Origin of the sequence: Enterococcus sp. DIV1639a (genome assembly GCF_050530445.1) — a bacterium.
Classification (GTDB): domain Bacteria; phylum Bacillota; class Bacilli; order Lactobacillales; family Enterococcaceae; genus Enterococcus_B; species Enterococcus_B hirae.
On the sequence record NZ_CP172886.1, the window covers coordinates 1,532,731 to 1,558,014 of the forward strand.

The following is a 25,284-nucleotide window of genomic DNA, read 5'->3' on the forward strand; positions in this document are numbered from 1 at the left end:
TCTTTGAAAATTCGACACTAGTTTCATTAAATACTCACAAACATAAGAATGAGAGCAAGAATAAAAGTACATCCTAATAAATCTCTTATAATATCAAACGAACTTTTGATTTTTTTCAGGTCTTTAACACCCCGATTATTTCCATAGGAACAATCGTTCTTCCTCTGTAAACATTAACTAAATGAACGTCTTCTACATGAGTAGATATGATTTTTACCATTTCAGAATAGGCATCTATTTTTTTACTTCACCAACAAATGAGAAAATCCAAGGGAAATCTTTTCTTGGAATACAGCGACGCTTATCACCAACTTTTACTTTCTTGTGTTGTTTAGAATTTTTAGTTTGAAGATCTGCTACCAATCCCCCAATTCTGTATGCACTTTTATAAAATCCGTCTTTCAATTTTGATTCTTATTCCCCTATTTCTATCGATTATTTAATTACATTACTCACTGAGCATTGACTATAAATTTAATAAGAGATACACTTTTTTTAAAGTGATAGGTAGGAAAAAACATGACACTTCTCAGCAAACTTAACACTAATATATTGGTATACACCGGAATGATTCTTGTTATACTTAATGCTATTTTTTTGGATTTCAACCTTTTCATAAATATTTTGGGATTTGCTCTTATCTTATTTTCTAGCAGTATCATCGAATTAATTGGTAACTTTCTAAAAGATAATCACTAATTGATTATCTTTTTTTCTGAATAAATGCCTGTTGTGTCTCCTCCCATTATTGCTGTTTTCAATTTTCAAAAGCATACACATCGTTAATGTATCAGAAGAATAGATATGCTTATTCAGGTTTTCTTATCCTGCTCATAAATCCATTCGATCTTCTCAATCGTCTCATCGTCTAGAAGAAGATCTTGGACGTTTCCTCTAAAGTGCGACATCCACTTTATTCAGCTGTCTCACCTACTTTTCTCTTCCTTGGTTAGGTACATACAATCATACCTTGCACAGAATTGTTGCCTGCCTTACTACGTCTAATTAATGCTTTGGTGGTTCATCCTCCTCTCGAAAAGATCGCTCTCCTTATTCTTTCCTCCTATATATCCTATTCTATTTTTGTGATTTTATTGAAAAACATTGATTCATTTGATATTTTTGAAAAAATGCTACAGGATAATGCCTTTGATCCTTCCCTTTCACATGTGGGAAAACCGTGGGAAAAACAGATAAAAAAGAGGTTGAGACAAAAGTGTTTAGCATCAAGAAATAAGAAGGAATTTCCGAAAATTGCTTCTCAAATTTTTGGTAAATTTCGGCTTATTTCCGAAGATGCTGCTTTTGTCTCACCGTTTATTCGTTTTAGAGATACTAAAAGAGCCTGAGACAAGTTTTGTCCCAGGCTCCTTTGCTATTTCTTCGGTTCATCCTCATCCATTTTCAGAACAGCCATGAAGGCTTCCTATAAGATTGTGTTATTCACAAAGTTTTTCTAATATCTATACATCATTATAAATCCTATTATACCAACTTTCATATTAAGCAAGAGCCTATTATTTAATACTTGCTGATACTCATATAATAATAATTGATGTTTTATAAATGGGCGAAAAAATGGCGAAATTATTTCTTTAATAGAATATTTTTTACCTTGTAAGACTCGATGATACGACCGGATGCTTATGAGCCATTATATAAAAAAACCATCTCGATTGAGATGGTTAAAGTTCAACATTATTTTACGATATTTACTGCTTGAGGACCACGTTGTCCTTCTTCAATATCATATGAAACAGCTTGACCTTCGTCTAATGTTTTGAATCCATCGCCTTGGATAGCTGAGAAGTGTGCAAATACGTCATTTCCATCTTCACCAGTGATAAATCCAAAACCTTTATCTGAGTTAAACCATTTTACTGTACCGTTATTCATATATATTTCCTCCTAATACGTATATAATACGTGTTTTGTTGCAATTAATATTACTTGGTAAAAGGAGTTTTTATAGTGTGAATATATCGCTCAGATTACGTTTCAAATTAGATTACTTAATTACTATAACACGGATGCAATGGTAACACAAGGATAACTGCTTGATACACTTTTTAATACAAAATTTGGAGTAAATATTTAGAATGATTAATTAAAGGATGAAAAATTTGAAAATAAACGACTAACGCCACTAATTACAATATTACATCATTTACTTAAAACTTTAATAAATTTTACTTTTCTACTATATTGACTATTGCTTTTCCACAAATTAATTCTTGTTCTAAAACTGATTTTATTTGCAATGCACATTCTTTTGAAAATGGTTCAGCCTCTTTCCATGATCCTAATAGTGGATAATTATTGATTACACTTTTGACATATTGTTTGTTTTTTACTCCTCGTGTTTGTACTTCTACATAATACATAGTGATACCTTCTTTATTAGTTTTTTATGTAAAGACTACTCTTATGAGTAGTCTCATAGATAATAAATCGCAGTAAAATACAGGAGATCTTTGTGAGGTTGATCGTAGTTACTACGAAATTTATTTTGTGCTACATAGTTTAACCTGAATAATGTGAATACAACATGTAATATCTTGTAGCACATTATAATTATAATCTATTAAACTAAGTTTTTTTATTTGTTTTTGTTATATCTAATATAAAAAATATTACCTAATAATAAAAAACATTATATTTAACCAAAAATGGCAGAATAGAAATGCAATCTATTTTTTATAAAATAGATTAATCAAAAGCAACTAAAAAAGCTACTCTTTCAAGTAGCTCTGAATAGATGTCATCAATCTTAAAAAGAAAAGAGATCATTCACTATTTGAGGACTGTTTATCCAGAGAAGTCAGCCGGCTACCTGAAACTTATGCGACAACTTTGCGAACATTTAAAAAGTTTCTGCCGCAGATCCAAAACGCCCTCCGCTACAGTTATTCAAACGGACCACTCGAATGTTTAAACAACCATATTAAAGTATTAAAAGCAATGCTTATGGGTTTCGAAATTTTTATCATTTCAAACGACGGATCATGATTCGACACGGTAAAACTATTTTAACCAAATAAAAAGAACAGAAAGAAGTTTTTCTTCTTTCTGCCCAAATTATTCTAAGATTTCTCTTTACCAACATCATTTGACAAAGAGCCTGGGAAAACCGTGGGAAAAACAGATAAAAAAGGTCTAGCTCAATGGCTAGACCCTTTGCTATTTCTTCGGTTCATCCTCATCCATTTTCAGAACAGCCATGAAGGCTTCTTGTGGGACTTCGACGCTACCGATTTGTTTCATTCGTTTCTTTCCTTCTTTTTGTTTTTCAAGAAGTTTACGTTTACGTGAGACATCTCCACCATAACATTTTGCTAAGACGTTTTTACGTAATGCTTTGATATCTGAACGAGCAACGATTTTTTGTCCGATAGCTGCTTGAATCGGCACTTCAAATTGTTGACGTGGAATTAGTTTTTTCAGTTTTTCAACGATTGCTTTTCCTCGTTCGTAAGCAAAGTCTCGGTGAACGATGAAACTTAACGCATCGACTTTTTCTCCATTTAATAAAATATCCATTTTTACTAACTTGCTCTTTTGATAACCGGACATTTCATAATCCAAGGAAGCATAACCTTTCGTACTGGATTTTAGTTTATCGAAAAAGTCAAAAACGATTTCAGAAAGCGGAATATTATAAACGACATTCACTCGATAATCATCTAAATAATCCATTGTGATGAATTCTCCACGTTTTCTTTGGGATAATTCCATCACTGCACCAACGAAATCATTTGGAACCATGATTTGTGCCTTCACAAAAGGTTCTTCAACATCTTGGATCGTTACTGGTTCTGGAAAATCTGCTGGATTATCGACGACTGTCATAGACCCATCTGTTTTATTCACATGATAGATTACAGAAGGTGCGGTTGTGATCAACTCTAAGTTGAACTCACGTTCCAAACGTTCTTGGACTACATCCATGTGTAATAAACCTAAGAATCCACAACGGAAGCCAAAGCCAAGGGCTTGTGAGGTTTCAGGTTCAAACTGTAGTGCTGCGTCGTTTAGTTGTAATTTTTCAAGTGCTTCGCGCAGATCATTGTAGCGGGAAGTATCAATTGGATATAAACCACAGTAAACCATTGGATTCATTTTACGGTATCCAGGTAGCGCTTCTTCTGCTGGATTATCTGCCAACGTAACTGTGTCCCCTACTCGTGTGTCTTGGACCGTTTTGATGCTTGCCGTGATATACCCTACATCACCGACCATCAAGAAATCTCTAGCAACAGCTTTTGGTGAAAAGACTCCTACTTCTGTCACATCAAATGTTTTGCCGTTACTCATCAGTTTGATTTTATCGCCTGGTTTGACCATACCGTCTGTGATTCGAACATTCAGAACGACTCCCCGATAACTATCGTACACGGAATCAAAGATCAATGCTTTCAAAGGGGCATCCAGATCGCCTGATGGGGCTGGTACATATTCAACGATTTGTTCAAGTATTTCTTCAATCCCAATTCCTGCTTTAGCACTAGCCAGGACTGCCTCACTGGCATCGATTCCGATAACATCTTCGATTTCTTGTCGTACACGTTCTGGATCAGCAGCTGGAAGATCGATTTTATTGATGACTGGCAAAATTTCCAGATCATTATCCAAAGCTAAGTAAACATTTGCTAATGTTTGAGCCTCGATTCCCTGTGCCGCATCAACTACTAATACCGCACCTTCACAGGCTGCTAAACTCCTTGATACTTCATAAGTGAAATCGACGTGCCCAGGGGTGTCGATTAGATGGAAGATATAGGTTTCGCCATTTTTGGCTGTATAATTCAATTCGACAGCATTTAATTTAATCGTGATTCCACGTTCACGCTCTAGATCCATTGAGTCTAATAGCTGATCCTGCATTTCACGAGACGTCACAGTGTTCGTCTTTTCCAGAATACGATCGGCCAGCGTTGATTTTCCATGGTCGATATGAGCAATGATCGAAAAATTTCGAATTTGCTCTTGTCGTTGTTTCATTTTTTTTATATCCATAGCGTCTCCTCTTTTCGTTTAATCAGCACCTCTCATTATATCAATGAAAAGCATGAATTTAAAGACTTTTTACCTAGTCAGCTTTAGAAGTTTTTTTTATGAAAATTTGCTATACTAATAACAAGTAAATAATTGGAGATGAAAGAATGGATGAAAAAGATTTCAGAGAAAATCTTGAATTAAAACCTGTTACTGAAAAAGATGTTGATCAATTCAATGAGTTATTGTCTTATGTCTTTCAAGTAACAGAAGCAGACATCGAAGAAAGTGGTTTTGAAAGCAAAGGGGCATTTATTCGTTCCAAGCGCCCAATCTTGGAACTATCGGAAGTATTTGGCTGGTTCCACCATAACAAATTGATTTCTCAAATTGCGATCTATCCATGTGAAGTCAACATCCACGGTAAACCCTACAAAATGGGTGGCGTTACCGGTGTCGGAACGTATCCTGAATATGCAAATCATGGATTGATGCAAGATTTGATCTTGGTTGCGTTAGATAATATGCGTAAAAACAAACAATGGATCTCTTATCTTTATCCCTATAGCGTGCCTTATTATCGACGCAAGGGTTGGGAAATCATGTCTGATAAGTTGACATTTAAAATTCGTGATACCCAATTACCGAAGAATGTTCCTGTGGATGGAATGGTTGAACGATTACCAGTAGATCATCCAGATGTTTACCGAGTGTATCAGAAATTTGCGGCTCAAAATCACGGTGCTTTATTTCGTAGCCAATTTCATTGGGAAGAATATTGGCGATTTGAAAATAAAGAGGAACGGACAGCTGCGATCTACTATACGAAAGAGCATGAACCAATTGGTGTTTTATTTTATTGGGTCGCTGAAGAAATTTTCCATGTTAAAGAGATGTTTTACTTGAATCAAGAAGCTCGGAATGGTTTATGGAATTTTATTTCAGCACACTTTTCAATGGTTTACTGGGTTCACGGTGACATCTACAAAAATGAGCCACTGGCTTTCTTGATTGAAGATAGTCAAATAAAAGAACAGATCGAGCCTTATTACATGGCGAGAATCGTAGATGTCAAAGAGTTTCTGAAGCAATTCCCCTTCGTTTCTACTGCGAAACCTTTCCACTTTGTTGTCGAGGACCCTATCGCCTCATGGAACAATGGTGTTTTTGGGTTGGTCTGGAACGAAGACGGACAATTGGATGTCGTGGACGAACCTGTCGGACAATCGGTTCAGTTGTCCATTCAAACATTAAGTTGTTTGATGATGAATTATCGTCGCCCTTCTTATCTTGCAAGGATCGAACGAATCAAAACAGATGATGAAACACTTAAAACACTTGAATTGATTCTTCCAAATATGGAAGCTTATTTCAGTGACTATTTCTAAGAAAAGGACGATGAAAATGAATATTTATTTTGCTGCCCCACTTTTTGCGAAAAGTGACTTATTATATAATGCGAAACTTGTAGAAGAAATCAGGAGTCTTTCCAATGAATTAACCATTTATCTTCCGCAAGAAAACGAAGCGATCAATGATAAAACAGCCTATGCTGATAGTCAGATGATTGCTTTAGCCGATACAGAAAAGGTGTTGGAAAGTGATTTGATGATTGCACTATTAGATGGTTTGACGATCGATCCTGGTGTTGCATCCGAAATTGGTGTTGCCTATGCTAAAGGGATTCCTGTCATTGGATTGTATACAGATAGTCGGCAACAAGGCGGTACCCACCCGCAAAAAATTGCTGCTTTACAAGAAGTAGCTGAAAACCAATTCCATTATTTAAATCTTTATACAATTGGGTTAATCAAGCTAAATGGCGCTCTCGTAACTAGTGAAGAAGCGTTACTCAATCAAGTAAAGACTTACTTAGATGGAGGTTTGAGCCATGAATAAGACAATGAAAAAAATCCAACTTGCACTTGTTGCTTTTGGTGTGTTTGTAGTTTGTTATAACCTTTATGAATTTATCACTAAAAAATATTCAACTACTCAGGGAGTTACTTTCATCATCGAATCTTTAGCTGGGATTCTATTGATTTTTCTCCCTCAGATCGTTAGAAAAATCGCAAAATTATACGTTCCAGATGCCATTGTTTTATTTTATTGGTTTTTCTTGTTTATTTCCGTGTTCTTAGGTACCGGTATGCATTTGATTAGTATCATTTCATTCTGGGATAAAATTTTACACGCCGTTAGTCCTATGGTGTTGACTGCCCTAGGTTACGGATTGATCGGCTTATTATTGAAAGATGCACCAATTGCGAAGACTAGTCCATGGTTGTTTTTACTGTTTGGTTTTGCCTTTGCTGGCCTCTGTGGCGTGTTCTGGGAATTTTGGGAATTTCTCTGTGATCAATTCTTAGGAATGAATCTCCAACGGTTTGCCGCTTCAGATGGCACCTTATTTGTCGGACGTGCTGCTTTGATGGACACGATGGGTGATTTATTCACAAATACGATTGGTGCATTGGTCATGGGAATCTTTGCTTGGATCCAAGGAAGAAACAATCGTGATTATTTTGAAAATTATCGGTTGAAAATTTTGAAATAGAGCAAAAAAAATATCACATTAAAGAATTGTGACAAAAGTGAGATGCTTCCTAAAAATTGTGCGTGAAAACGTCAATGGTTAGGTAGCATCTCATTTTGTCTCACCCACTTATTTCTTATCATCAACCCTTACGGTGATTTTGTTACCATTCTCAATGAAAATTGTACTTAGTGACAAGGGTTGAAATGATGGGAACCAAAGAAGATATTTACCTGCCCACTCCTATTTATATGGGGAATAAAAATATTACCTTAGTAGATGAACTTGAAGATAACGATTGAAATCAACTTATTTTATGAATGATTTTTTAAGACTTATGACCAAATTACAAAAAAACAATAAAGCTAGGTGGTTGACCTAACTTTATTGTTTTTTATTAAAAGCTGAGATGGTGTGTGACTCAACTTGAAATTTGATCAATTCTACTTCTCGTCAACACACATTTCCTTGCGAAAGTTCACCGTTTCTTTACTCTTCCGTATCTTCAAGTTCTTCCGTTTCGAAATGAAGTTTCTCTGCTAGCAAGGTAATCGTTACTTTAGATTTTGGTAAGATGTGTCCTGCTACGATTTCTTTGGCTAATGGTGTTTCTACTTCTTTCGTAATAAAGCGTTTCAATGGTCGAGCCCCGTATGCTGGTTCGTAGGCATTTTCTGCGATCCATGTTTTGGCTTCGTCGCTGATTGTTAGATGAATTTCTTGATAATCCAATCGTTTTGCCAATTGCGCCACCATTTTATCAACGATTCCTTTCACATTTTCAAGACTTAATGGTGTGAATAAAATCGTATCATCGATTCGATTTAAGAATTCTGGTTTGAAATGACCTCGAAGGATCGTTCTTACTTGTTCTTCCACTTCTTCAGGGATAGTGCCATCTGCTGACACTCCTTCTAATAACAGTTGAGAACCAATGTTGCTGGTCATGATAAGAACGGTATTTTTGAAGTCAACCACACGTCCTTTAGAATCAGTTAACCGCCCATCATCTAATACTTGTAACAAGATATTGAAGACATCTGGATGGGCTTTTTCGATTTCATCGAGTAAAACGATCGTATAAGGATTTCTGCGAACGGCTTCCGTCAATTGTCCGCCTTCTTCATAGCCAACATAGCCTGGAGGAGCCCCAACCAAACGAGATACGGCATGTTTCTCCATATACTCACTCATATCGATCCGCACCATGTGTTCTTCAGAATCAAATAAGTTTTCTGCTAAAGCTTTCGCTAATTCTGTTTTCCCAACTCCGGTTGGTCCTAAGAATAAGAAAGAACCTAGTGGGCGGTTTGGATCTTGCAATCCTGCTCGAGAGCGAATGACCGCATCACTGACTGCATCTACTGCTTCATCTTGTCCAATCACACGTTTATGCAATGTTTCGTTGAGCTTGATTAGTTTTTCTCGTTCCCCTTCCACTAATTTTGTGACTGGGATACCAGTTAAACGTCCAACCACTTGCGCAATTTCGTTTTCAGTGACTGATTCTTGAACCATTTTGATTTCACTGTCTTTAGCTTTTGCTTCCAATTCCTTTAATTCTTTTTCTAATTGAGGAATCGTTCCATGTCTTAGGACGGCAGCCCGTTCTAAATCATAGTTGTTTTCTGCGTCTTCTAATTCATGTTTGGCTTTATCGATTTCCGCACGTTTAGAAGAAACACTATTGACTTCTTGTTTTTCTGTTTCCCATTGCATTTTCATCGAGTTTGCTTCTTCACGAAGATCAGCTAACTCTTCTTGTAGATTTTTCAAACGTTTTTTACTTGCATCGTCTGATTCTTTTTTCAATGCTGCTTCTTCGATCTCTAATTGCATCAAGCGACGAGTCACTTGGTCTAGCTCAGTCGGCATAGAGTTCATTTCTACTCGGATCGTTGCACTTGCTTCATCGATCAAATCAATTGCTTTATCTGGTAAAAAGCGGTCTGTGATATAACGGTCAGATAAAGTTGCAGCAGCGACTAATGCATTATCATGAATGTTGACTCCATGATGAATCTCAAAACGTTCTTTCAATCCTCGTAAGATACTGATTGTATCTTCTACTGTCGGTTCTTTGACTAAGACTTTTTGGAAACGTCGTTCTAATGCTTTATCTTTTTCCATATATTGACGATATTCATCTAATGTAGTAGCACCGATTAAATGCAATTCACCTCGAGCAAGCATTGGTTTCAATAAATTTCCAGCATCCATGCTGCCTTCAGTTTTCCCTGCACCAACGATATTATGGATTTCATCAATAAATAAGATGATTCGTCCATCACTTTTCTTGACTTCTTTCAGCACAGCTTTTAATCGTTCTTCAAATTCACCACGGAATTTAGCACCAGCAATCAATGCTCCCATGTCTAATGAAAAGATCGTTTTATCTTTCAAATTTTCTGGCACGTCTTTTCGTACGATACGTTGTGCTAACCCTTCTACAATTGCTGTTTTACCGACACCAGGTTCACCAATCAATACTGGATTATTCTTGGTTTTACGAGATAAGATACGGATAACATCCCGAATTTCTTCATCACGTCCAATGATTGGATCCATTTTCCCGCTTCTGACTTGTTGAACAAGATCAACGCCGTATTTTTCTAATGCTTTGTATTGTTCTTCTTGATTTTTAGATGTCACCTTTTCTCCTCCTCTCATGTCTTCGATATTTTTACGTAACTCTTTTTCTGATAAACCATTTTTGGTCAAATAAACCGTCAATGGATAATTTTTCAATTTCATCAAGGCTAAAATTACAATCTCTGTTGAAAGAAATTCATCGCCAAAACTTTCTCTTAACTGGTCTGCTTCATTTAATAAACGGAATAGATTTTGGCTTAGATTCTGACCATATTGGACGTTTCCCCCTGAAACTGTGGGATATTCATCTAATACACGATCTACTTCCTTTTCAAACGTATCAACATCCATTCCCGCATCAGTGTATAGATTGCGCCCAAAATGGTTTGGTTGTAAAAAAATCTTCCACAAATGCGCAATATCAATTTCTTGATGTTTTCTTGTGACAGCGATTTGTTGCGCTTCAGCAATCGCTTCTTGAAGCGTGGTTGTCATTTTTTCAATGTTCATTTTACTTACCTCCTGAATATAAAATTTCAATATTCAATATGATACATCTCGTTCCAATAAACATTATACCTCTTTGGTCAGTCTTGGTCAAAAGATAACCTCGCTTATTTTATCGGAAATAAGTGATCAAAAAAAACACAACAGAGCCAACTTGGATGGACTTACTGTTGTGTTTTAGATCTAATAAAATGACTCTATGCAATCGCTGTAGTAATCAATTTGATTCTTTTTTGTTGTTTTTTACATCTTGGATCTCTTGTTTTATTACCCTTCGACGATCAGCAATCACGTAACATAACCCATAAATAAAAGGTAAGATAAATGAGCTAAACCGATACAGTAATAAAGAAGAAACAGCATCTACGGTTCCCACAAGTGGTCTGAATAACAACAGATAGACAAATTCAAATGAACCGATTCCAGCTGGGGTAGGGATGACACCAGATAAAACTACCGCAAAACTGATAAATGAAAAGGTCAAGAGAAAGTCGATCGTGGGATGGTTTTCAACCAAAAAGAGATAGGGCATGATATACCAAAAAATAAGTTTGACCATATTCCAAAAATAGATGCGTAATAGAGCTGTTCGATCTTTGACAATTGTCTGGACAGTTTCTCTCAACGAATAGATTTGTGTATTACATGTATCTACCCAACTTCTGATGCGTTCACTTCGAAACAGTTTGTTTGAGATACTCACAAAGAAAATTTGTAGATTCAGACTCATTGAGACCATCAATAAAAAGGCAATGATCAGCCCAGTTAAAATAATGCCAGCAATAATGAACCAAATCATGTTTGGTCCTTTGGAATAAAATAAAGAGAACTGGATGATCAAACCAATGATCGCATAGGTAATCACGGCTAATTTATACATAATCATATGCAACGCAGTGACACCTGCACCTTGTGAGTATTTCATTCCTTTTTTATTATAAAAATAAATTTCTGAAATCAAAGTGCCTGTTCCAAATGAAACGATTCGATAAAATGCAATATAGCAAGATGTCCAAAAACCATCCCAAGTGGAAAATGTTGGTTCGAACGGCTGGGCAATCTCTTTGATTGAACGCCCTTCTGCCACCTGATAGATCGTTCCTAACAAGAATGCCGCTACCAGAACGATAAAGCTTGTAGACAGCAATTCAGCGAAAATATCTGCAAAAGATTGGTTGATCAAATAATAAATAATGGCAAAAATTCCAATCAATAAGAATAGATTTAACGCTATTTTCGTTTTTGCACCTTTTGTCGCCATCAACTACTCCTTAATGAAAAAAATAAATCAACAGTAAATCCACCAATACACCTAGTACAAATCCTACTGTAAATTTCTTTTTTCTCGTTTTATGATGGAATACTTTACGAGAAATTAATCCCCCAATTCCACCGCCTAATAAACTAACAAAAATCAAATTATTTTCTGGAACGCGCCAACCGCCTTTTTTTGCTTGATACTTATCATACCCCATCAAACAAAATAAATATAAATTGACAATCACTAAATAAAACCACAAAGGATTGTGTAGTAAAGCTTCCATACGTGTTTTCCTCCACCTCTAGCACATCATTTTTGCTCTTCTTTAGGAGCAAAGACCGACAACCCTTTTTTGACTACGACTAATTCGATAGGCAGATTATCTGTCGTATCACCATCTGTACGAGTGCCAACTGATTTTTCCCGTGCTTGGATATTGATCTGACTAGCAGTCAAATAATTGATACCTGGGACAGAGTAAATTTTTCCTTTGATTAAACGAGGCAAATAAAAAACAAATCGAAAAATATCTAAAGATGGGATGATTGTGACATGAAACATACCATCATCGGGTGAAGCTGAATCATCAAAATTCGTATAACCACCTACTGAGTTAGACATTGTGACTGTCAATAATTGTGTTTTTCCTCGCCAATGTTCTTTTTCTGTTTTGATATCTAAATGATACTTTCTCTTTTTTAATAATAACTTGATGAACCGTTTGATAAAAATCCAAGAACCATATTTTTGCTTTTCTTTTTGACTGATCCAAACAGCTGTATCTGCCAGTATACCGATCGTTAAAGTTGAGATAATGACTTCATCATTGACTTTTCCATAATCGATTTGACGGATTTGTCCCTCTAAGATAATGTCTGCAGCTTTTTCCTTTTCTAATGGAATACCGAGAACACGGGCTAAATTATTGACTGTTCCTCCTGGTAGTAGTCCTACTTGATAATGCTCAAGTTTATCTTGAAAAGCCTGTACAATATGATGGATCGTACCATCGCCTCCGATTACGATTAAGGTATCTGCGTGCGTTTCTTCAGCTTTTTTGACTAATGTCTCATGCTTGATCGAAGGACCTGTTTCCGTTAGATTGATGATTAGTTCTGGTCGTTTCTTTAAGGCATATTCTTTAAACCAGCTTGCTAATTTTTCACCTTCATCTTGTCCTGAGCTTTGATTATAAAAAACTAGCAATTTTTCCATTTCTTTCTTCCTCCCATTTTTACACAAAAACCAAGGGGTCAGACGTTCCATTGTTGGAATACGCCCACCCCCAGCTAAAAGGATAGATCCACTTCGTTCACTTAATTGATCCATCCACGTTCCTATTTGATTTTATACGTTTGTATTCAATTCTGCAATTTTTACAATCACATCTGTTGCTTTTTCCATCACTTGCAGAGAAACAAACTCAAATCGGCCGTGCATATTTTCGCCACCTGCGAACAAATTAGGCGTTGGAATGCCTAGATAAGAAATTTTCGATCCATCTGTTCCACCTCGTACTGGTTCAATCACAGGCTCGATTTCTAAATCGATCATCGCTTGTTTTGCTAATTCAACAATGCTCATATCTTTTTCAATAATTTCTCGCATATTATAGTACTGATCATACATATCAACTTTCACACGTGTCTGATCGAAGCGACTATTTAGTTTTTCTTGGATTTCAGTAATTTTCGCTTTCCGTGCTTCAAATTTTTCTCGATCGTGGTCACGGATAATATAACTCATAGTTGCTTCTTCGACATTTCCATTTAATCCCATCAAATGGAAGAACCCTTCATAACCTGTCGTTTTTTCTGGGACTTCATCTGCTGGTAGTTGATTATGGAAGTCTATCGCTAATTGTAATGCATTGATCATCGTATCTTTGGCTGTACCAGGATGGACATTTTTTCCTTGAATTGAAATATTAGCCTGAGCTGCGCTGAATGTTTCATATTGTAATTCGCCTAAAGGTCCACCATCAACGGTATAGGCAAAATCAACATCAAACTGCTGGACATCAAATTTATCTGCTCCTACCCCAATCTCTTCATCTGGTCCAAAAGCTACTTTGATCTCACCATGAGGGATAGTTGGGTTTTTCAGCAGAATTTCCATCGCGGTCATAATTTCAGCAATCCCAGCTTTATCGTCCGCACCTAACAACGTACTGCCATCAGTTGTGATCAATGTGTGTCCTTCGTAGTTTTTCAAATTAGGGAAGTCTTTGGTATTTAATGTATAATGTTCTTCACTATCTAGAACAATCGTTGATTCCCCATCGTAGTTCTCAATGATTTGTGGATTAACATTTACTGCATTGAAATCTGCGGTATCCATGTGGGCAATGAAACCGATCGAGCGAACTTTCTTTTCAATATTACTTGGCAATGTTCCTATAACAAATCCATTTTCTTCATTGTAAAATACATTGGTTAGTCCTAAATCTTCTAATTCCTTTTTCAAGACTTGCGCAAAAGCGACTTGTGTTTGTGTCGAAGGAGTCGTTTGACTACTTTCATCAGATCTGGTTTCAGTCTTAACATAGCGTAAAAAACGTGGTAAAAGATTTTCGTACATACAACAGCTCTCCTTTAGTTAAATTGAAATGGGTTCGTATCCGTTTCTGAAACAAAGAAATCAACGGTCCAATTTTCTTCTTGTTTCCATTTCTCAAATTTTTCGACAAACTTTTCTTTACATAAAGATTCAATATAATGACCTGGATCAATCGCAATCAAGCCTGCACTTTGCATATCTTGAGCTGTGTGGTAATAGATATCTCCAGTAATATAAACATCCGCTTTTTGAGCTACTGCATAAGGATAGAACTTTTCGCCACTACCACCACAAATGGCGATTCTTTTAACAGTGCTCTTTGTATGAGTTGGACGAACAACTCGTAACCCTTCTAATTGGAAGGCTTCTTTTACTTTAGATACAAAGGTATCTAAATCAAGCGCTTCTGGTAATTCTCCGATTCGACCGATCCCCCAGGTTTGAGTCGGTTCGTCAATTGAAAACAAATCAAATGCTACTTCTTCATAAGGATGGACACGATACATAGCTGATAACACTTTTTCCTCACGGTCTTCAGGAAAAATCACTTCCACTTTAGCTTCTTCTACCTTTTCTAGTTGGCCATTTTTACCAATTGCGGGATGTGCCTGTTCATTCGGTCGAAAACGACCTTCGCCAATACTGGTAAAACTTGTATGATCGTAATGACCTTGTTCACCCGCACCAGCCTCAGCTAAAGCCTTACGTAATTTGTCAGCGTCTTCGATCGGTACATAAACAGCTAGTTTTTTGTAATGCCTTGTATGTGTCTTTAACAAATAATTTTCGACATTGATTCCTAATGCTTCACAAAACCAATCATTCAGTCCATCCTCGATAATATCCATATTGGTATGTGCTGCATAGACAGCAATATCATGTTTTAATAAATCAGCATACATTTTTTCTTGTGGATGATCCGTTGTTAATCGTTTAATTGGTCGAAAAATGGGAGGATGTTTAGCAATTAACAAATCAATCTTTTTTTCGATGGCTTCTTGCACAACTTCTGGACGAACATCTAACGTCATCATTATGCGTTGAATCGGTTTATTTAATGTTCCGAGGTGTAGCCCCACAGGATCTCCTTCTTCAGCCAACCATTGAGGACAATATTCTTCAAATTTGCGAATAAATTCATTACCGTTGATCGCCATTAAGCTAAAACCTCCTCGATCATCTGGATTTCTTTTTTTATCGCTTCAACACGTTCTTCTTGGTTCTGTGCTTGTGCCAATTGTTTTAAAATCGCTTGTCTTTGTTTTAATTCTCTTTGCCATTTCTTTTGGAAGACCACTGTTTTTCCTTGCAATAAAAATGGACCAAACAGAATCTCTTCCTCATTATAGATATGCTTCGTCGGTGTTTTTTCAGCTACAATGATTTCATAGATTTTTTTGTTTTCCTCTAAAATCTCTTCTGCAATGATTTGATAGTGATTATCTTGCAACCATTTTCTCACTGCTTGCTCGCCAATATTTGGTTGGAGAATCAAACGCTCCTTCCCTGTTAAACGATGCTGTTTGGCGCCTGCTTCTAAAATATCTCGAATCAAAGCCCCACCCATACCAGCAATCGTGATCGCATTGATCTGATCTGTTGGCTCAATCGCATCTAATCCGTTAGCTAAACGAACAACGATCCGCTTTTCTAAACCATTTTTCTGTACTTGTTTTTTTGCTGACTCATAAGGGCCTTTCACCACTTCGCCAGCTACAGCAAATTCAATTTTATCCTTTAACATTAATGCAACTGGCAAGTAAGCGTGGTCAGAGCCAATATCTGCTAAAAACGCTCCTGTTGGGACATGTTCTCCCACTAATGCTAAGCGTTTCGATAAATCTAAGTGGTTCATACCTTCACTCCTTCCCCCTCATTATAACATTTTCCCTATAAATGAAGGAGATTTGAAAAAGAAAAATTTCAAATCTCCTGATGAGCTATTTGCTTTTACGAAACGTTTAACACTGACTATTCAATAACTCTTACCTCAACGATCGAATTACCAGGAATTTGCGGAGGGATTGACATTGTCATAATTGGTTTTTCTTTTAAAGTAAACTTGATCTCGTCACCTTTTTGAAAAGATTCCTTACCTCCGACTAATTGATCATTCGAAACATTTAGTGTTACACCATCATTATCAAAAGAGGTTCCAATATTCTCGGGGTCTTCGATTTCATCTACATTGACCACTTTGATTTGAATGGTATCATCGACTGAGTCATCAATACTTTCAATTTCACCCTTAAAAATACTTTGTCCTTCGTTAGAAGAATCCTTCGCTTTAGTCGTTGTTTCCGCACTAATCGAATCGATCGATGCCTCATTTTTATCTCCATTACCACAACCTGTTAGCGAAAAAAGTAACCCTGTCGCCAACAAACAAGAAAAAATCACTTTCATATCTTTATCCTCCGGCTAATTATTTACATTACTTCAATTGATGATCGTTCTTTGACTTTTTATTTAGTTGACGATAATCAATACATTCTGTTTTTAGTCGTTCAATTTTGTTTTTGATACTTGTTCATCAGAAATTTATGGTTGTCTTTTTTCGTTACCATGATGACTATTGATCAGGCATAAGCTTCTGTAATCATCACTCTATCCAGTATGACACCACTTTTGTAGCTTGTTACGATCAATAAAAGTGGCGTTAAGTATGAATTCAGATACACTTTCATCTCAAATTATGAGTTTCTTGAATAACTAAGTGAACATCGAGAGTCATTGAAAAGAGAATTATTTGCAGACTTCTCTCAATTAATTGTTTGCATTGCTTATTTTCCTACCCATCAAAGCAATAGGCAGGAAATAGGGCAATAACTAATTCAGCAAAAGGCTTTCTCGATCACATCTTCTAAGCCTACTAAGGCTACAATTATGACTTCTATGCTTTCTCTTTTCGCTAGCCATTTCTCCGATTGCGTCCAGTCATTTCAATTTCTTTTGTCAAATAGCGAATCCGTTCCATGATTCGTTTGGCTTTCAATGGTTCTTCATCTCCACGCTGTGTCACAGCAAGATGTTGTTCCAATTCATTCATTGTAAAATTGGAAGAGAAAAAGGTTGGCAGTTGCTCTTGCATTCGATATTGCAAAATCACACCAAAGACTTCATCTCTGATCCAACTACTCATTGCATCGGCGCCAATGTCATCCATCATTAAAATGGGTGAACGTTTGACCGCATCTAGTTTTTCTGCGACTTGATCTTTTCCAATCGCTTGTTTCATTTCAACAGCAAAAGTCGGAAAATGGACAAGTGTAGTTGTAAAGCCTTTAATGGCTAGTTCTCTGGCAGTCGCCCCTAAAAGATAGGTTTTTCCTATTCCAAAGCTGCCAACTAAATAAAGTCCTTTGTGATATTCTTTGGGACTTGCACTATAATTTTCCACAAAGTCTAGTGCTTCAAAACTTGCATAGCTCCGTCCATCGGTACGCTCAAAATTATTGAAAGAAGCATCTTGGATATCTTTTGGCATATCGACAGCTTTGATCCGGTTCCTAATTTCTTCTTGTCTTTTCTTCGCCAATAAGGCTTCTGTTGGAACATAAGTCACATCGACATAATGAAAATTCAAGGTTAACTTGGGCTCATAGCCAGGAGCGATCATCGTAGGGTCATTTTTTTGGTATTTTCGTTTTTCTTGGACAAATTCATACAGTTTTGCATAACTTTTTTCGATATCTGCTTGTGTTAATTCATCTTTGTGATCCGCCAAAAAGGCTTGCACATCTGGATCGTTGAGGACTTCTTCGATCATTTCAGCAAATTTTTGTTGATAATTTCGCTGGCTGATGATCCGCTTTAATTCTTTTCCTACATCTTCCATTAGCTATCTCCCTCCTTCTTGGCAAAATATTCTTTGAATCGTCGTTCGATCTCCGCTTTTTTCTCACTACTGATTTTTTTCTCTTCTTTTGGCTGGTTGACCCAATCTGGTAGTTTCTCACGACGAACGTTTCGACGATTAGTTGAATAATTCTGGTTCGTATTTTTAGTATTTTGTTTGCCTTTGCTATTGGTTTTCCGAATATGTTCAATGGCTTCTTCTGGGGTCATGATCTTTTTTTGTGCCCATTCGTTGGCGATCGTGTTGACAAAGCTTGCGGTTAAGCTAGGACGATCTTTGATTACTAAGACATAATTGATCAGGATATTGATCAAACTATTCGACAATCCCGATTGTGAAACTAAATCCTGTAAAAGCCAAGTTTCTTGTTTTGAGACATAGCCGCCTTTTGCTTGTTTCAGTGCCTCTAAGTATTTCATTGGCGGAATGCTTTTGACTTCGTTCACTAACTGTAGTGTCGCATTTGTCAGAGCAGTTGCTTCCTTAGGTGTCTCATACTGATTGGCAGAGGTTGCTTCTTCTTTTTGATTAGTCAATGTATTTGTTCGCTTCGTCTGTTGGTTCACCAATACGATGCGTTGAAGCTCTTTGACAGATACTGTCTGCTCAGAAAAATCATACGCTTGTACGACCCATTCACCTAATGTCAACTCATCCACGCCATAAAGTAAATGATACATTGTTAACTGTTCCTTCAATGATTCATCTAGATTCATGATATGTTTTTTTGCCAACCAATCTGTCAAAAAGCGCCAATCAAGAGTGGATTGTTCCATGGACTTCCCCAGATCAGTTGATTTGGTTGTAAATGACTGTTGGTTTTCCTCGAGTTTCTCTTGATCTGCAGCATAAGTTTTTTCATTAAAGCGATATACTTCTAAAAATTTCTTCGTGATCTTTTGATAATCATTCGTCGAAAAATGTTCCGGCTGAAACAGTTGGATCAACTGATTAAAACGCCGTTGACCGACTTTTTCTAATAGCAGAAAAGACAATAATGTATCTTTAAAAAATGCTAACGGTTCAATTGGCTCAAGTAACTCATAAATAAAACATCCCCCTAAACTAGGGTCTTCTTTGAAAAAAACTTCTAAAAGTCCGATCCCTTCTAGTTTTTTTCGTGCTTCATAAAGCTGAGGAATACCACAATTCAAGCTACTTAACAGATCAGCATGTAATCCTTCCGGTCCAACGCCTTTTTGTAAAGGAATTTCTGATAGTAAGGTAAAATACAAACTCAAAGCTTCACTGCCGATTAATGGCTGGTAGAGATAAAGTAATGAGGATTTCCCTTCTTCTCTTAGCGGATAGCTTTTTCTTCCTTGGTAGATATTTTTAGGTTGAAGCTCTTTCCATGCGTTATCCAAGGAATTTGGCCTCCTTTTATGACTTGATTTTATTTCTGATTTATTCGTTGTTTTCTTTATGATTCTCTTTATTATTTTCTTTTGCTTTATCAACGATGTCTTGTAATTCTTTTAAAAACACCGACATATCTTTAAATTGACGATAAACACTGGCAAAACGGATATAAGCAATCTCATCTAAATTGACCAGATCTTCCATCACGTATTCTCCGATCAACGTCGTCGATACTTCATTTTCACCAAGACTTCGCACCCGATTTTCAACATGATTTACGATTTGTTCCATTTGTTCCATCGCAACTGGTCTTTTTTCTGCTGAACGGATTAATCCTCTTAAAATCTTGTCACGATTAAATTCTTCCCGTTCCCCATTTTTTTTGATCACTAATAAAGGTGCTGCTTCAATTCTTTCAAATGTTGTAAAACGAAAAGAACAGTTTTCGCACTCTCGTCTTCGACGAATTGCTCGACCATCATCCGCTTGTCGACTATCAATCACTCGGGAATTGTTATGTTGACATCTAGGACATCTCATTATTTTCACCTCTTAATCTGAAATTTTTCTGATATACATTCATTTAATATATTGAATCAATTTATATAGTATTGATTCAACGAACATTCAAAGGATAAATTTTCACTCGATAATAGTTACGTAAATAATTACGTATGAAACAATATTTTTATGATTCACTCCTGCTTTTCATAAAAAAAGTTTCACACATGTAACTAGTTGTATTATAACATGAAACAATTCTTACAGGCGACTCTCCTGTATAAAAAACCTCGTTAGAAGAACCTTTTTTTCAATCGATTGATCGAAATTGTTCCAAAGCAAAACAATTAGGCTTGACTTTCGAGAAAACTGCATGTAAAACAGTGCTTCTTAAAAACTTCTTTCAGGTGCATACTTCAAAAAAAAACAGAGAGTGAGACAAAACTTGTCTCACTCTCTGTTTCAACAGTCTAAGTTATACCCATTAAAGTTTTTCTTCAATCCCTGTATAATGTTTCATTCGTTGTTCATCGATTTTTTGTTGTTCAGGAATATGATCGGCTTCTGGTAAAGGTGTTTTTTTGTGTGTTGGATCATCTTTTTTTCGTTCTTGTGTCAGATCTTGCTCCTTGGCTTCTTTTTCTGCTTGTTGGTCTTCTAATTCATCGACTCTGGCTTTGTAGCGTTCATCATTTTCTTTTGCAGCTTCTGATTGTGCCCGTCCTTCATCTACCAGTTCATCTTTATTCAAGATCTCTCCTAGTTTTTCTTTTGCAGAACCGACTACTTTATCTTTTTGATTTTTAAAAGTCCCCATACCAATCCCCCTCTTTTCTTTATATTCAGCATAGCAAACTATCTAAATATACTCAAAGAAATCGATTGTTGAAGTCCGAGAGCCAACGTTCGATTTGACAAGTCAGTTCATCCTTACTACCGGAATTGTCAAAAACGATATCTGCTAATTTTTTCTTTTCTTCAATCGGCATCTGGCTTTGTATTCTTTTCTTTGCTTCGTCCAGTGTCAATTGATTTCTTTTCATCAAACGTTGCAATTGAATTTCTTCTGGAAGGTAAACGACTGCTACAGCATCCATTTCCTGTTCATAATGACCTTCAAATAATAAAGGGATATCAACGACAACTAAAGGATAATTTGCTTTTTGTTGCTTAATCTGTTCCGTAATCGCTTGACGGATAAATGGGTCTAATAAGCGATCAAGTTTTTGTCTTTGTTCTGTCGAATCGAAAATAATCTTGGCTAAAGCTACTCGATCAAGCGTGCCATCTTCTTGAAGGATTTCTTCCCCAAATTCTTGAACGATTGCCGCCCATCCAGGAGTCTGAGGTTGGACGACTTCACGGGCGATGATATCTCCATCGATCATCGGGATTTGGTGACGGCTAAAAACAGCTGCTGCAGTGCTTTTCCCAGTAGCAATCCCACCAGTTAAGCCTAAGACATAGCCTACTTGCTGATTTTTAGTCTTTGGCAATTTGGACAATAGTGCGTCCCCCTTTGCGCTACTTTTGTTTTGACGATCGGTGTATGACAACGAACACATGGTTGACCAGTCTGACCATAGACATGTAAAGCTACTTGAAAGTTACCTGACTCGCCTAACGCATTGAGATAACTCCTGATCGTCGTTCCGCCAGCCTCAATTGCTCGAGACAACACGTCAATAATTGCTTTTCGTAACAACTCTGCTTCTTTGGGCTTCAAGGTATCCGCTGGCTGTTCTGGATGGATCTTCGCTTCCCAAAGCGCTTCATCCACATAGATATTCCCTAAACCTGTTACTAATTTTTGATCTAATAATAATGGTTTAATCGCTTTATGAGATTTTTGTAAGCCTAAACGAAAGCCGTCTAATAAAAATGTATCTGGCAACGGCTCCGGACCTAATTTCATGATGCCTTTGTAAGCATCACTCGCTCCTTTTTCAACTAATGTCATTCGTCCAAATTTACGTACATCATGGTATCGGAGTTGGCTACCATCTTCAAAGAAAAAAATGACATGCGTGTGTTTATCGATCGGTTCATTTTTTTCAACAAATTGGTATTTTCCTTCCATACGTAAATGTGAGATCAATTCATAATGAGTCAAACGAAAAATTAAAAACTTGCCTCTTCGATCAATAGCCAGAATCTCTTCGCCAACTAACGAAGCTTCAAAGATTGCTGTTTCTGGTTGTTCAATGATTCTTGGCCATAAGACTTGGATTTTTTGGATTTTCTTTCCAACGACTAAACGAGACAAGCCTTTTCGTACAGTTTCTACTTCTGGTAATTCTGGCATGTTTTCACCTTCGACTTATTTGCTTTTTTATCTATTTATTGAACAGATCGGTTCAATAGTGGCAATCAGCTATTTCGCTTCATACCACGTTTTTCCCCAACTACTGTCTGTAATCAATGGTACGTGTAAGGACACGGCATGTTCCATGACTTCACTTACTAATTTGTCTAATCGTTCTAATTCTGTTTCTGGCACTTCAAAAACCAATTCATCGTGTACTTGTAACAACATGGTTGCTGATAGTTTTTCTTCTTTTAAGCGTTTATCCAACTCGATCATCGCGATTTTAAGAATATCAGCGGCACTTCCTTGGATTGGGGTATTGATTGCTGTTCTTTCAGCAAAAGAACGTATATTATAATTTCGTGAATTGATATCTGGTAAATAACGTCTGCGATGGTAAAGAGTTTCGACAAATCCTTGTTCCTTCGCTTCACGAACGATACGTTCCATATATTCTTTGACTCCAGGATATTTCTCAAAATACGTATCAATGTACTGTTGTGCTGCTTTTCTTGTAATCCCAAGGTTTTGTGATAAACCATAGTCAGAAATGCCATAAACGATCCCAAAATTGACTGCTTTTGCTTGACGACGCATATTTGGTGTGACATCTTCTGCTTTTTCAATCCCAAAAACACGCATAGCAGTACTTGCATGGATGTCTTGTCCTTCAAGAAAGGCGGCTTTTAAATGTTCATCATTTGAGATATGGGCCAAGACTCGCAATTCGATTTGTGAATAGTCAGATGAATAGATCAACCAGTCTTTTTCTCTAGGCACAAACGCTTGGCGAATCTTTCGCCCTTCATCTAATCGGATAGGAATATTTTGTAAATTAGGATCTACTGAACTTAAACGCCCTGTTTGAGTCAATGTTTGAACATATCTGGTATGGACTTTCCCATCGGATTGAATGACTTTTAACAAACCTTCTACATAAGTTGACTGGATCTTGGCGATTTGGCGATACGTCAAGATGTCATCGACGATTGGGGCTTGTTCTCTTAATTGTTCTAAAACATCGACCGCAGTGGAATAGCCTGTCTTCGTTTTCTTGATCACTGGTAACCCCATTTTTTCAAATAAAATGACCCCTAATTGTTTTGGTGAGTTTAAATTGAAGGATTCACCAGCCTCTTGATAGATTGTTTCCTCAATCTCTTTCAATCGATCGGAGAATTCGATTTTCATTTCTTGTAAACGAGAAGCATCAACTTTGATACCAGTGATTTCCATTTCAGCTAAGATGATTGAAAGGGGTAGTTCCATCTCACGGAACAAGGCCATTTGGTTTTTTTCTGTTAATTCTTGACTTAACTTAGGTGTTAAAACACTAATGGCAGATACTTTTCTGGCAAGGTGGGCAAAAAATACTTCTTCCTCTTCCGGTAATCCTTTTTTTGCCCCTTTTCCATAAATTGCTTCATCTGACTGCACTTCATGATAGCCATAATGGGCAGCGATTCCTTCAATATCCGTACTTTTCTCATTTGTATCAAGCAAGTAGGCACCAAGCAAGACATCAAAATCGATCCCTTTTGTTTTCGTGGCATACCGATTTAAAGCCACATAGGTCCGTTTGGCATCATAGACTTTTTTCAACCGTGTTGGATCAGCTAACCAAGCACAAAAAGCTTCGTTCTCAAATAACGCTAGATCATTCGTAACATAAATTTTTTGTTTCGTCCCCCAAGCTACACCCACGATATCTTCTGTATGGTAATTGTCTCCCATCATCTCCACATATAAAGCCATGTCAGTCGTGAACATGTCCTCATGGTATTCATGGACTACTTCAAATAGGATATCTTCAAGTTCTACTTCTTCCTCAACAAGGTCCAGCTTTGCCAGGAATTGTTTAAATTCCATTTCTTTATAAAATGGCACCAATTTCTCTAAGTTTTTCCCTTCATATTTCAATGAATCAATTGAGACTTCAACTGGCGCATCTGTATTGATCGTCGCTAATTGTTTGGATAAGAAAGCTTGTTCTTTATCATTGATCAAATTTTCTTTCATTTTGCTTTGTTTCATTTCATCAATATGCTCATAGATCCCTTCAACGGATCCATATTGTTTTAACAATTTGATTGCTGTTTTTTCGCCGATTTTCGTCACACCAGGAATATTGTCTGAAGCGTCTCCTGCCAAACCTTTCATATCAATGATTTGATTTGGCGTCAACCCATCATATTTTTCAGCCACATGTTCAGGTGTGTAACTTTCGATATCACTCACACCTTTCACCGTAATGTCTACTTTGATTTCATTACTAGCTAATTGAGTCAGATCTCGATCACCAGATAAAACAACGACATCAAATTCTTCTTTATTGACTTTTTCGGCTAATGTCCCAATGATGTCATCCGCTTCATAATTAGGTAATTCATAGTATTGGACACCTAGTCCTGTGAGTAATTCACGAATGTAAGGCATCTGTTCTTTAAATTCTCCAGGAGTTTTTGAACGGCCACCTTTGTATTCTGCATACATCTCGGTTCTAAACGTCGTCTTTCCTGCATCGAATGCAACTAATACATGAGTAGGTTGCTCTTTTTGCATCACATTTTCAAACATCGTGTTAAAAGCATAGATCGCATTTGTATGCAACCCATTTCTATTTTTAAACCGTTCTAATGAATTGTGTAAAGCAAAAAATGCGCGAAAAGCAACACTATTTCCATCTACAAGTAATAATTTATTTTTTGTCATCTGCCTAACTCCTTACTGTAAAGTTCTTATTTATTCTAACAAAGAATACTGAGGAAAGCGAAAAGAAAAACGCAAATTAGCCACTTTACTGG

Annotated in this window: 23 protein-coding genes and 1 pseudogene; 5 read left to right on the top strand and 19 right to left on the bottom strand. The window is 36.7% G+C overall.

All coding sequences use genetic code 11. The annotated features are described in order from the left end of the window. Positions 1–234: 234 nt before the first annotated feature. On the bottom strand, positions 235–405 hold the full coding sequence (locus IGJ32_RS06940; protein WP_342081753.1) for a hypothetical protein: 171 nt from the start codon (positions 403–405) through the stop codon (positions 235–237). A 689-nt stretch (positions 406–1,094) separates the two neighbouring features. Here IGJ32_RS06940 and IGJ32_RS06945 point away from each other — a divergent pair. After that, a complete protein-coding gene (locus IGJ32_RS06945; protein WP_342081754.1) occupies positions 1,095–1,349 on the top strand; it encodes a hypothetical protein in 255 nt (84 codons plus the stop codon). Positions 1,350–1,698: 349 nt separating this feature from the next. Here IGJ32_RS06945 and IGJ32_RS06950 read toward each other — a convergent pair whose 3' ends face one another. Further along, positions 1,699–1,896 carry a cold-shock protein gene (locus tag IGJ32_RS06950; RefSeq protein WP_010718754.1) on the bottom strand — a complete coding sequence of 66 codons (198 nt, stop codon included), beginning with the start codon at positions 1,894–1,896 and terminating at the stop codon, positions 1,699–1,701. Positions 1,897–2,189: 293 nt separating this feature from the next. Further along, positions 2,190–2,384, bottom strand: coding sequence for a hypothetical protein (locus IGJ32_RS06955; RefSeq protein ID WP_010719054.1), 195 nt, complete (start codon positions 2,382–2,384; stop codon positions 2,190–2,192). A 433-nt stretch (positions 2,385–2,817) separates the two neighbouring features. Between IGJ32_RS06955 and IGJ32_RS06960 the strand changes: the two are divergent. Continuing rightward, positions 2,818–3,041, top strand: a pseudogene (locus IGJ32_RS06960) (transposase); the annotation flags it as partial. 139 nt (positions 3,042–3,180) lie between these two features. Here the strand turns inward: IGJ32_RS06960 and lepA are convergent. Beyond that, on the bottom strand, positions 3,181–5,016 hold the full coding sequence (gene lepA / locus IGJ32_RS06965; protein ID WP_010719053.1) for a translation elongation factor 4: 1,836 nt from the start codon (positions 5,014–5,016) through the stop codon (positions 3,181–3,183). 146 nt (positions 5,017–5,162) lie between these two features. Here lepA and IGJ32_RS06970 point away from each other — a divergent pair, with 146 nt between their 5' ends. Genes IGJ32_RS06970 through IGJ32_RS06980 form a run of 3 tightly spaced genes read left to right on the top strand, consistent with a single transcriptional unit; the run spans position 5,163 to position 7,552 of the window. After that, positions 5,163–6,383: a GNAT family N-acetyltransferase gene (locus IGJ32_RS06970; RefSeq protein WP_010719052.1), complete on the top strand. Its 1,221-nt coding sequence runs from the start codon at positions 5,163–5,165 to the stop codon at positions 6,381–6,383. A 16-nt stretch (positions 6,384–6,399) separates the two neighbouring features. After that, positions 6,400–6,894, top strand: coding sequence for a nucleoside 2-deoxyribosyltransferase (locus IGJ32_RS06975; RefSeq protein WP_178305917.1), 495 nt, complete (start codon positions 6,400–6,402; stop codon positions 6,892–6,894). Next, positions 6,887–7,552, top strand: coding sequence for a hypothetical protein (locus tag IGJ32_RS06980; RefSeq protein WP_034698166.1), 666 nt, complete (start codon positions 6,887–6,889; stop codon positions 7,550–7,552). Before IGJ32_RS06975 ends, IGJ32_RS06980 begins: the two co-directional genes overlap by 8 nt. A gap of 468 nt (positions 7,553–8,020) precedes the next feature. Here the strand turns inward: IGJ32_RS06980 and clpB are convergent, their stop codons facing one another. The 15 genes from clpB to polA form a co-directional block, all read right to left on the bottom strand. Continuing rightward, a complete protein-coding gene (gene clpB / locus IGJ32_RS06985; RefSeq protein ID WP_088744848.1) occupies positions 8,021–10,633 on the bottom strand; it encodes an ATP-dependent chaperone ClpB in 2,613 nt (870 codons plus the stop codon). A gap of 214 nt (positions 10,634–10,847) precedes the next feature. Next, entirely contained in the window at positions 10,848–11,891 is a 1,044-nt protein-coding gene (locus IGJ32_RS06990; RefSeq protein WP_053766821.1) for a lysylphosphatidylglycerol synthase transmembrane domain-containing protein, read from the bottom strand. Between the two features lie 10 nt (positions 11,892–11,901). Next, positions 11,902–12,174 (bottom strand): DUF1294 domain-containing protein, encoded by a 273-nt coding sequence (locus IGJ32_RS06995; protein ID WP_010719047.1) that lies wholly within the window; start codon positions 12,172–12,174, stop codon positions 11,902–11,904. 26 nt (positions 12,175–12,200) lie between these two features. Beyond that, entirely contained in the window at positions 12,201–13,106 is a 906-nt protein-coding gene (locus IGJ32_RS07000; RefSeq protein ID WP_025480176.1) for a diacylglycerol/lipid kinase family protein, read from the bottom strand. Positions 13,107–13,238: 132 nt separating this feature from the next. Beyond that, entirely contained in the window at positions 13,239–14,471 is a 1,233-nt protein-coding gene (gene pepT / locus IGJ32_RS07005) for a peptidase T (RefSeq protein ID WP_010719045.1), read from the bottom strand. Between the two features lie 14 nt (positions 14,472–14,485). Then, positions 14,486–15,607 carry a Nif3-like dinuclear metal center hexameric protein gene (locus tag IGJ32_RS07010; protein WP_342081755.1) on the bottom strand — a complete coding sequence of 374 codons (1,122 nt, stop codon included), beginning with the start codon at positions 15,605–15,607 and terminating at the stop codon, positions 14,486–14,488. Then, complete coding sequence (locus IGJ32_RS07015) at positions 15,607–16,305, bottom strand: tRNA (adenine(22)-N(1))-methyltransferase (protein ID WP_010719043.1); 699 nt, start codon at positions 16,303–16,305, stop codon at positions 15,607–15,609. Before IGJ32_RS07015 ends, IGJ32_RS07010 begins: the two co-directional genes overlap by 1 nt. Positions 16,306–16,421: 116 nt before the next feature. Then, complete coding sequence (locus IGJ32_RS07020) at positions 16,422–16,856, bottom strand: LptM family lipoprotein (protein WP_010737674.1); 435 nt, start codon at positions 16,854–16,856, stop codon at positions 16,422–16,424. A gap of 505 nt (positions 16,857–17,361) precedes the next feature. Continuing rightward, positions 17,362–18,288 (bottom strand): primosomal protein DnaI, encoded by a 927-nt coding sequence (gene dnaI / locus IGJ32_RS07025; RefSeq protein ID WP_081127514.1) that lies wholly within the window; start codon positions 18,286–18,288, stop codon positions 17,362–17,364. After that, positions 18,288–19,676, bottom strand: a complete 1,389-nt coding sequence (locus IGJ32_RS07030; RefSeq protein ID WP_373168883.1) for a replication initiation and membrane attachment family protein — start codon at positions 19,674–19,676, stop codon at positions 18,288–18,290. Before IGJ32_RS07030 ends, dnaI begins: the two co-directional genes overlap by 1 nt. 40 nt (positions 19,677–19,716) lie before the next feature. After that, positions 19,717–20,211, bottom strand: coding sequence for a transcriptional regulator NrdR (gene nrdR / locus IGJ32_RS07035; protein ID WP_010719039.1), 495 nt, complete (start codon positions 20,209–20,211; stop codon positions 19,717–19,719). Positions 20,212–20,656: 445 nt separating this feature from the next. Next, complete coding sequence (locus tag IGJ32_RS07040; protein WP_010719038.1) at positions 20,657–20,989, bottom strand: hypothetical protein; 333 nt, start codon at positions 20,987–20,989, stop codon at positions 20,657–20,659. 52 nt (positions 20,990–21,041) lie between these two features. Continuing rightward, positions 21,042–21,677 (bottom strand): dephospho-CoA kinase, encoded by a 636-nt coding sequence (gene coaE, locus IGJ32_RS07045; protein ID WP_342081757.1) that lies wholly within the window; start codon positions 21,675–21,677, stop codon positions 21,042–21,044. After that, entirely contained in the window at positions 21,641–22,477 is an 837-nt protein-coding gene (gene mutM, locus IGJ32_RS07050) for a DNA-formamidopyrimidine glycosylase (protein WP_096709056.1), read from the bottom strand. The genes coaE and mutM overlap by 37 nt, the downstream gene beginning before the upstream one ends. A gap of 69 nt (positions 22,478–22,546) precedes the next feature. Continuing rightward, positions 22,547–25,192, bottom strand: coding sequence for a DNA polymerase I (gene polA, locus IGJ32_RS07055; protein ID WP_342081758.1), 2,646 nt, complete (start codon positions 25,190–25,192; stop codon positions 22,547–22,549). Positions 25,193–25,284 lie beyond the last annotated feature (92 nt).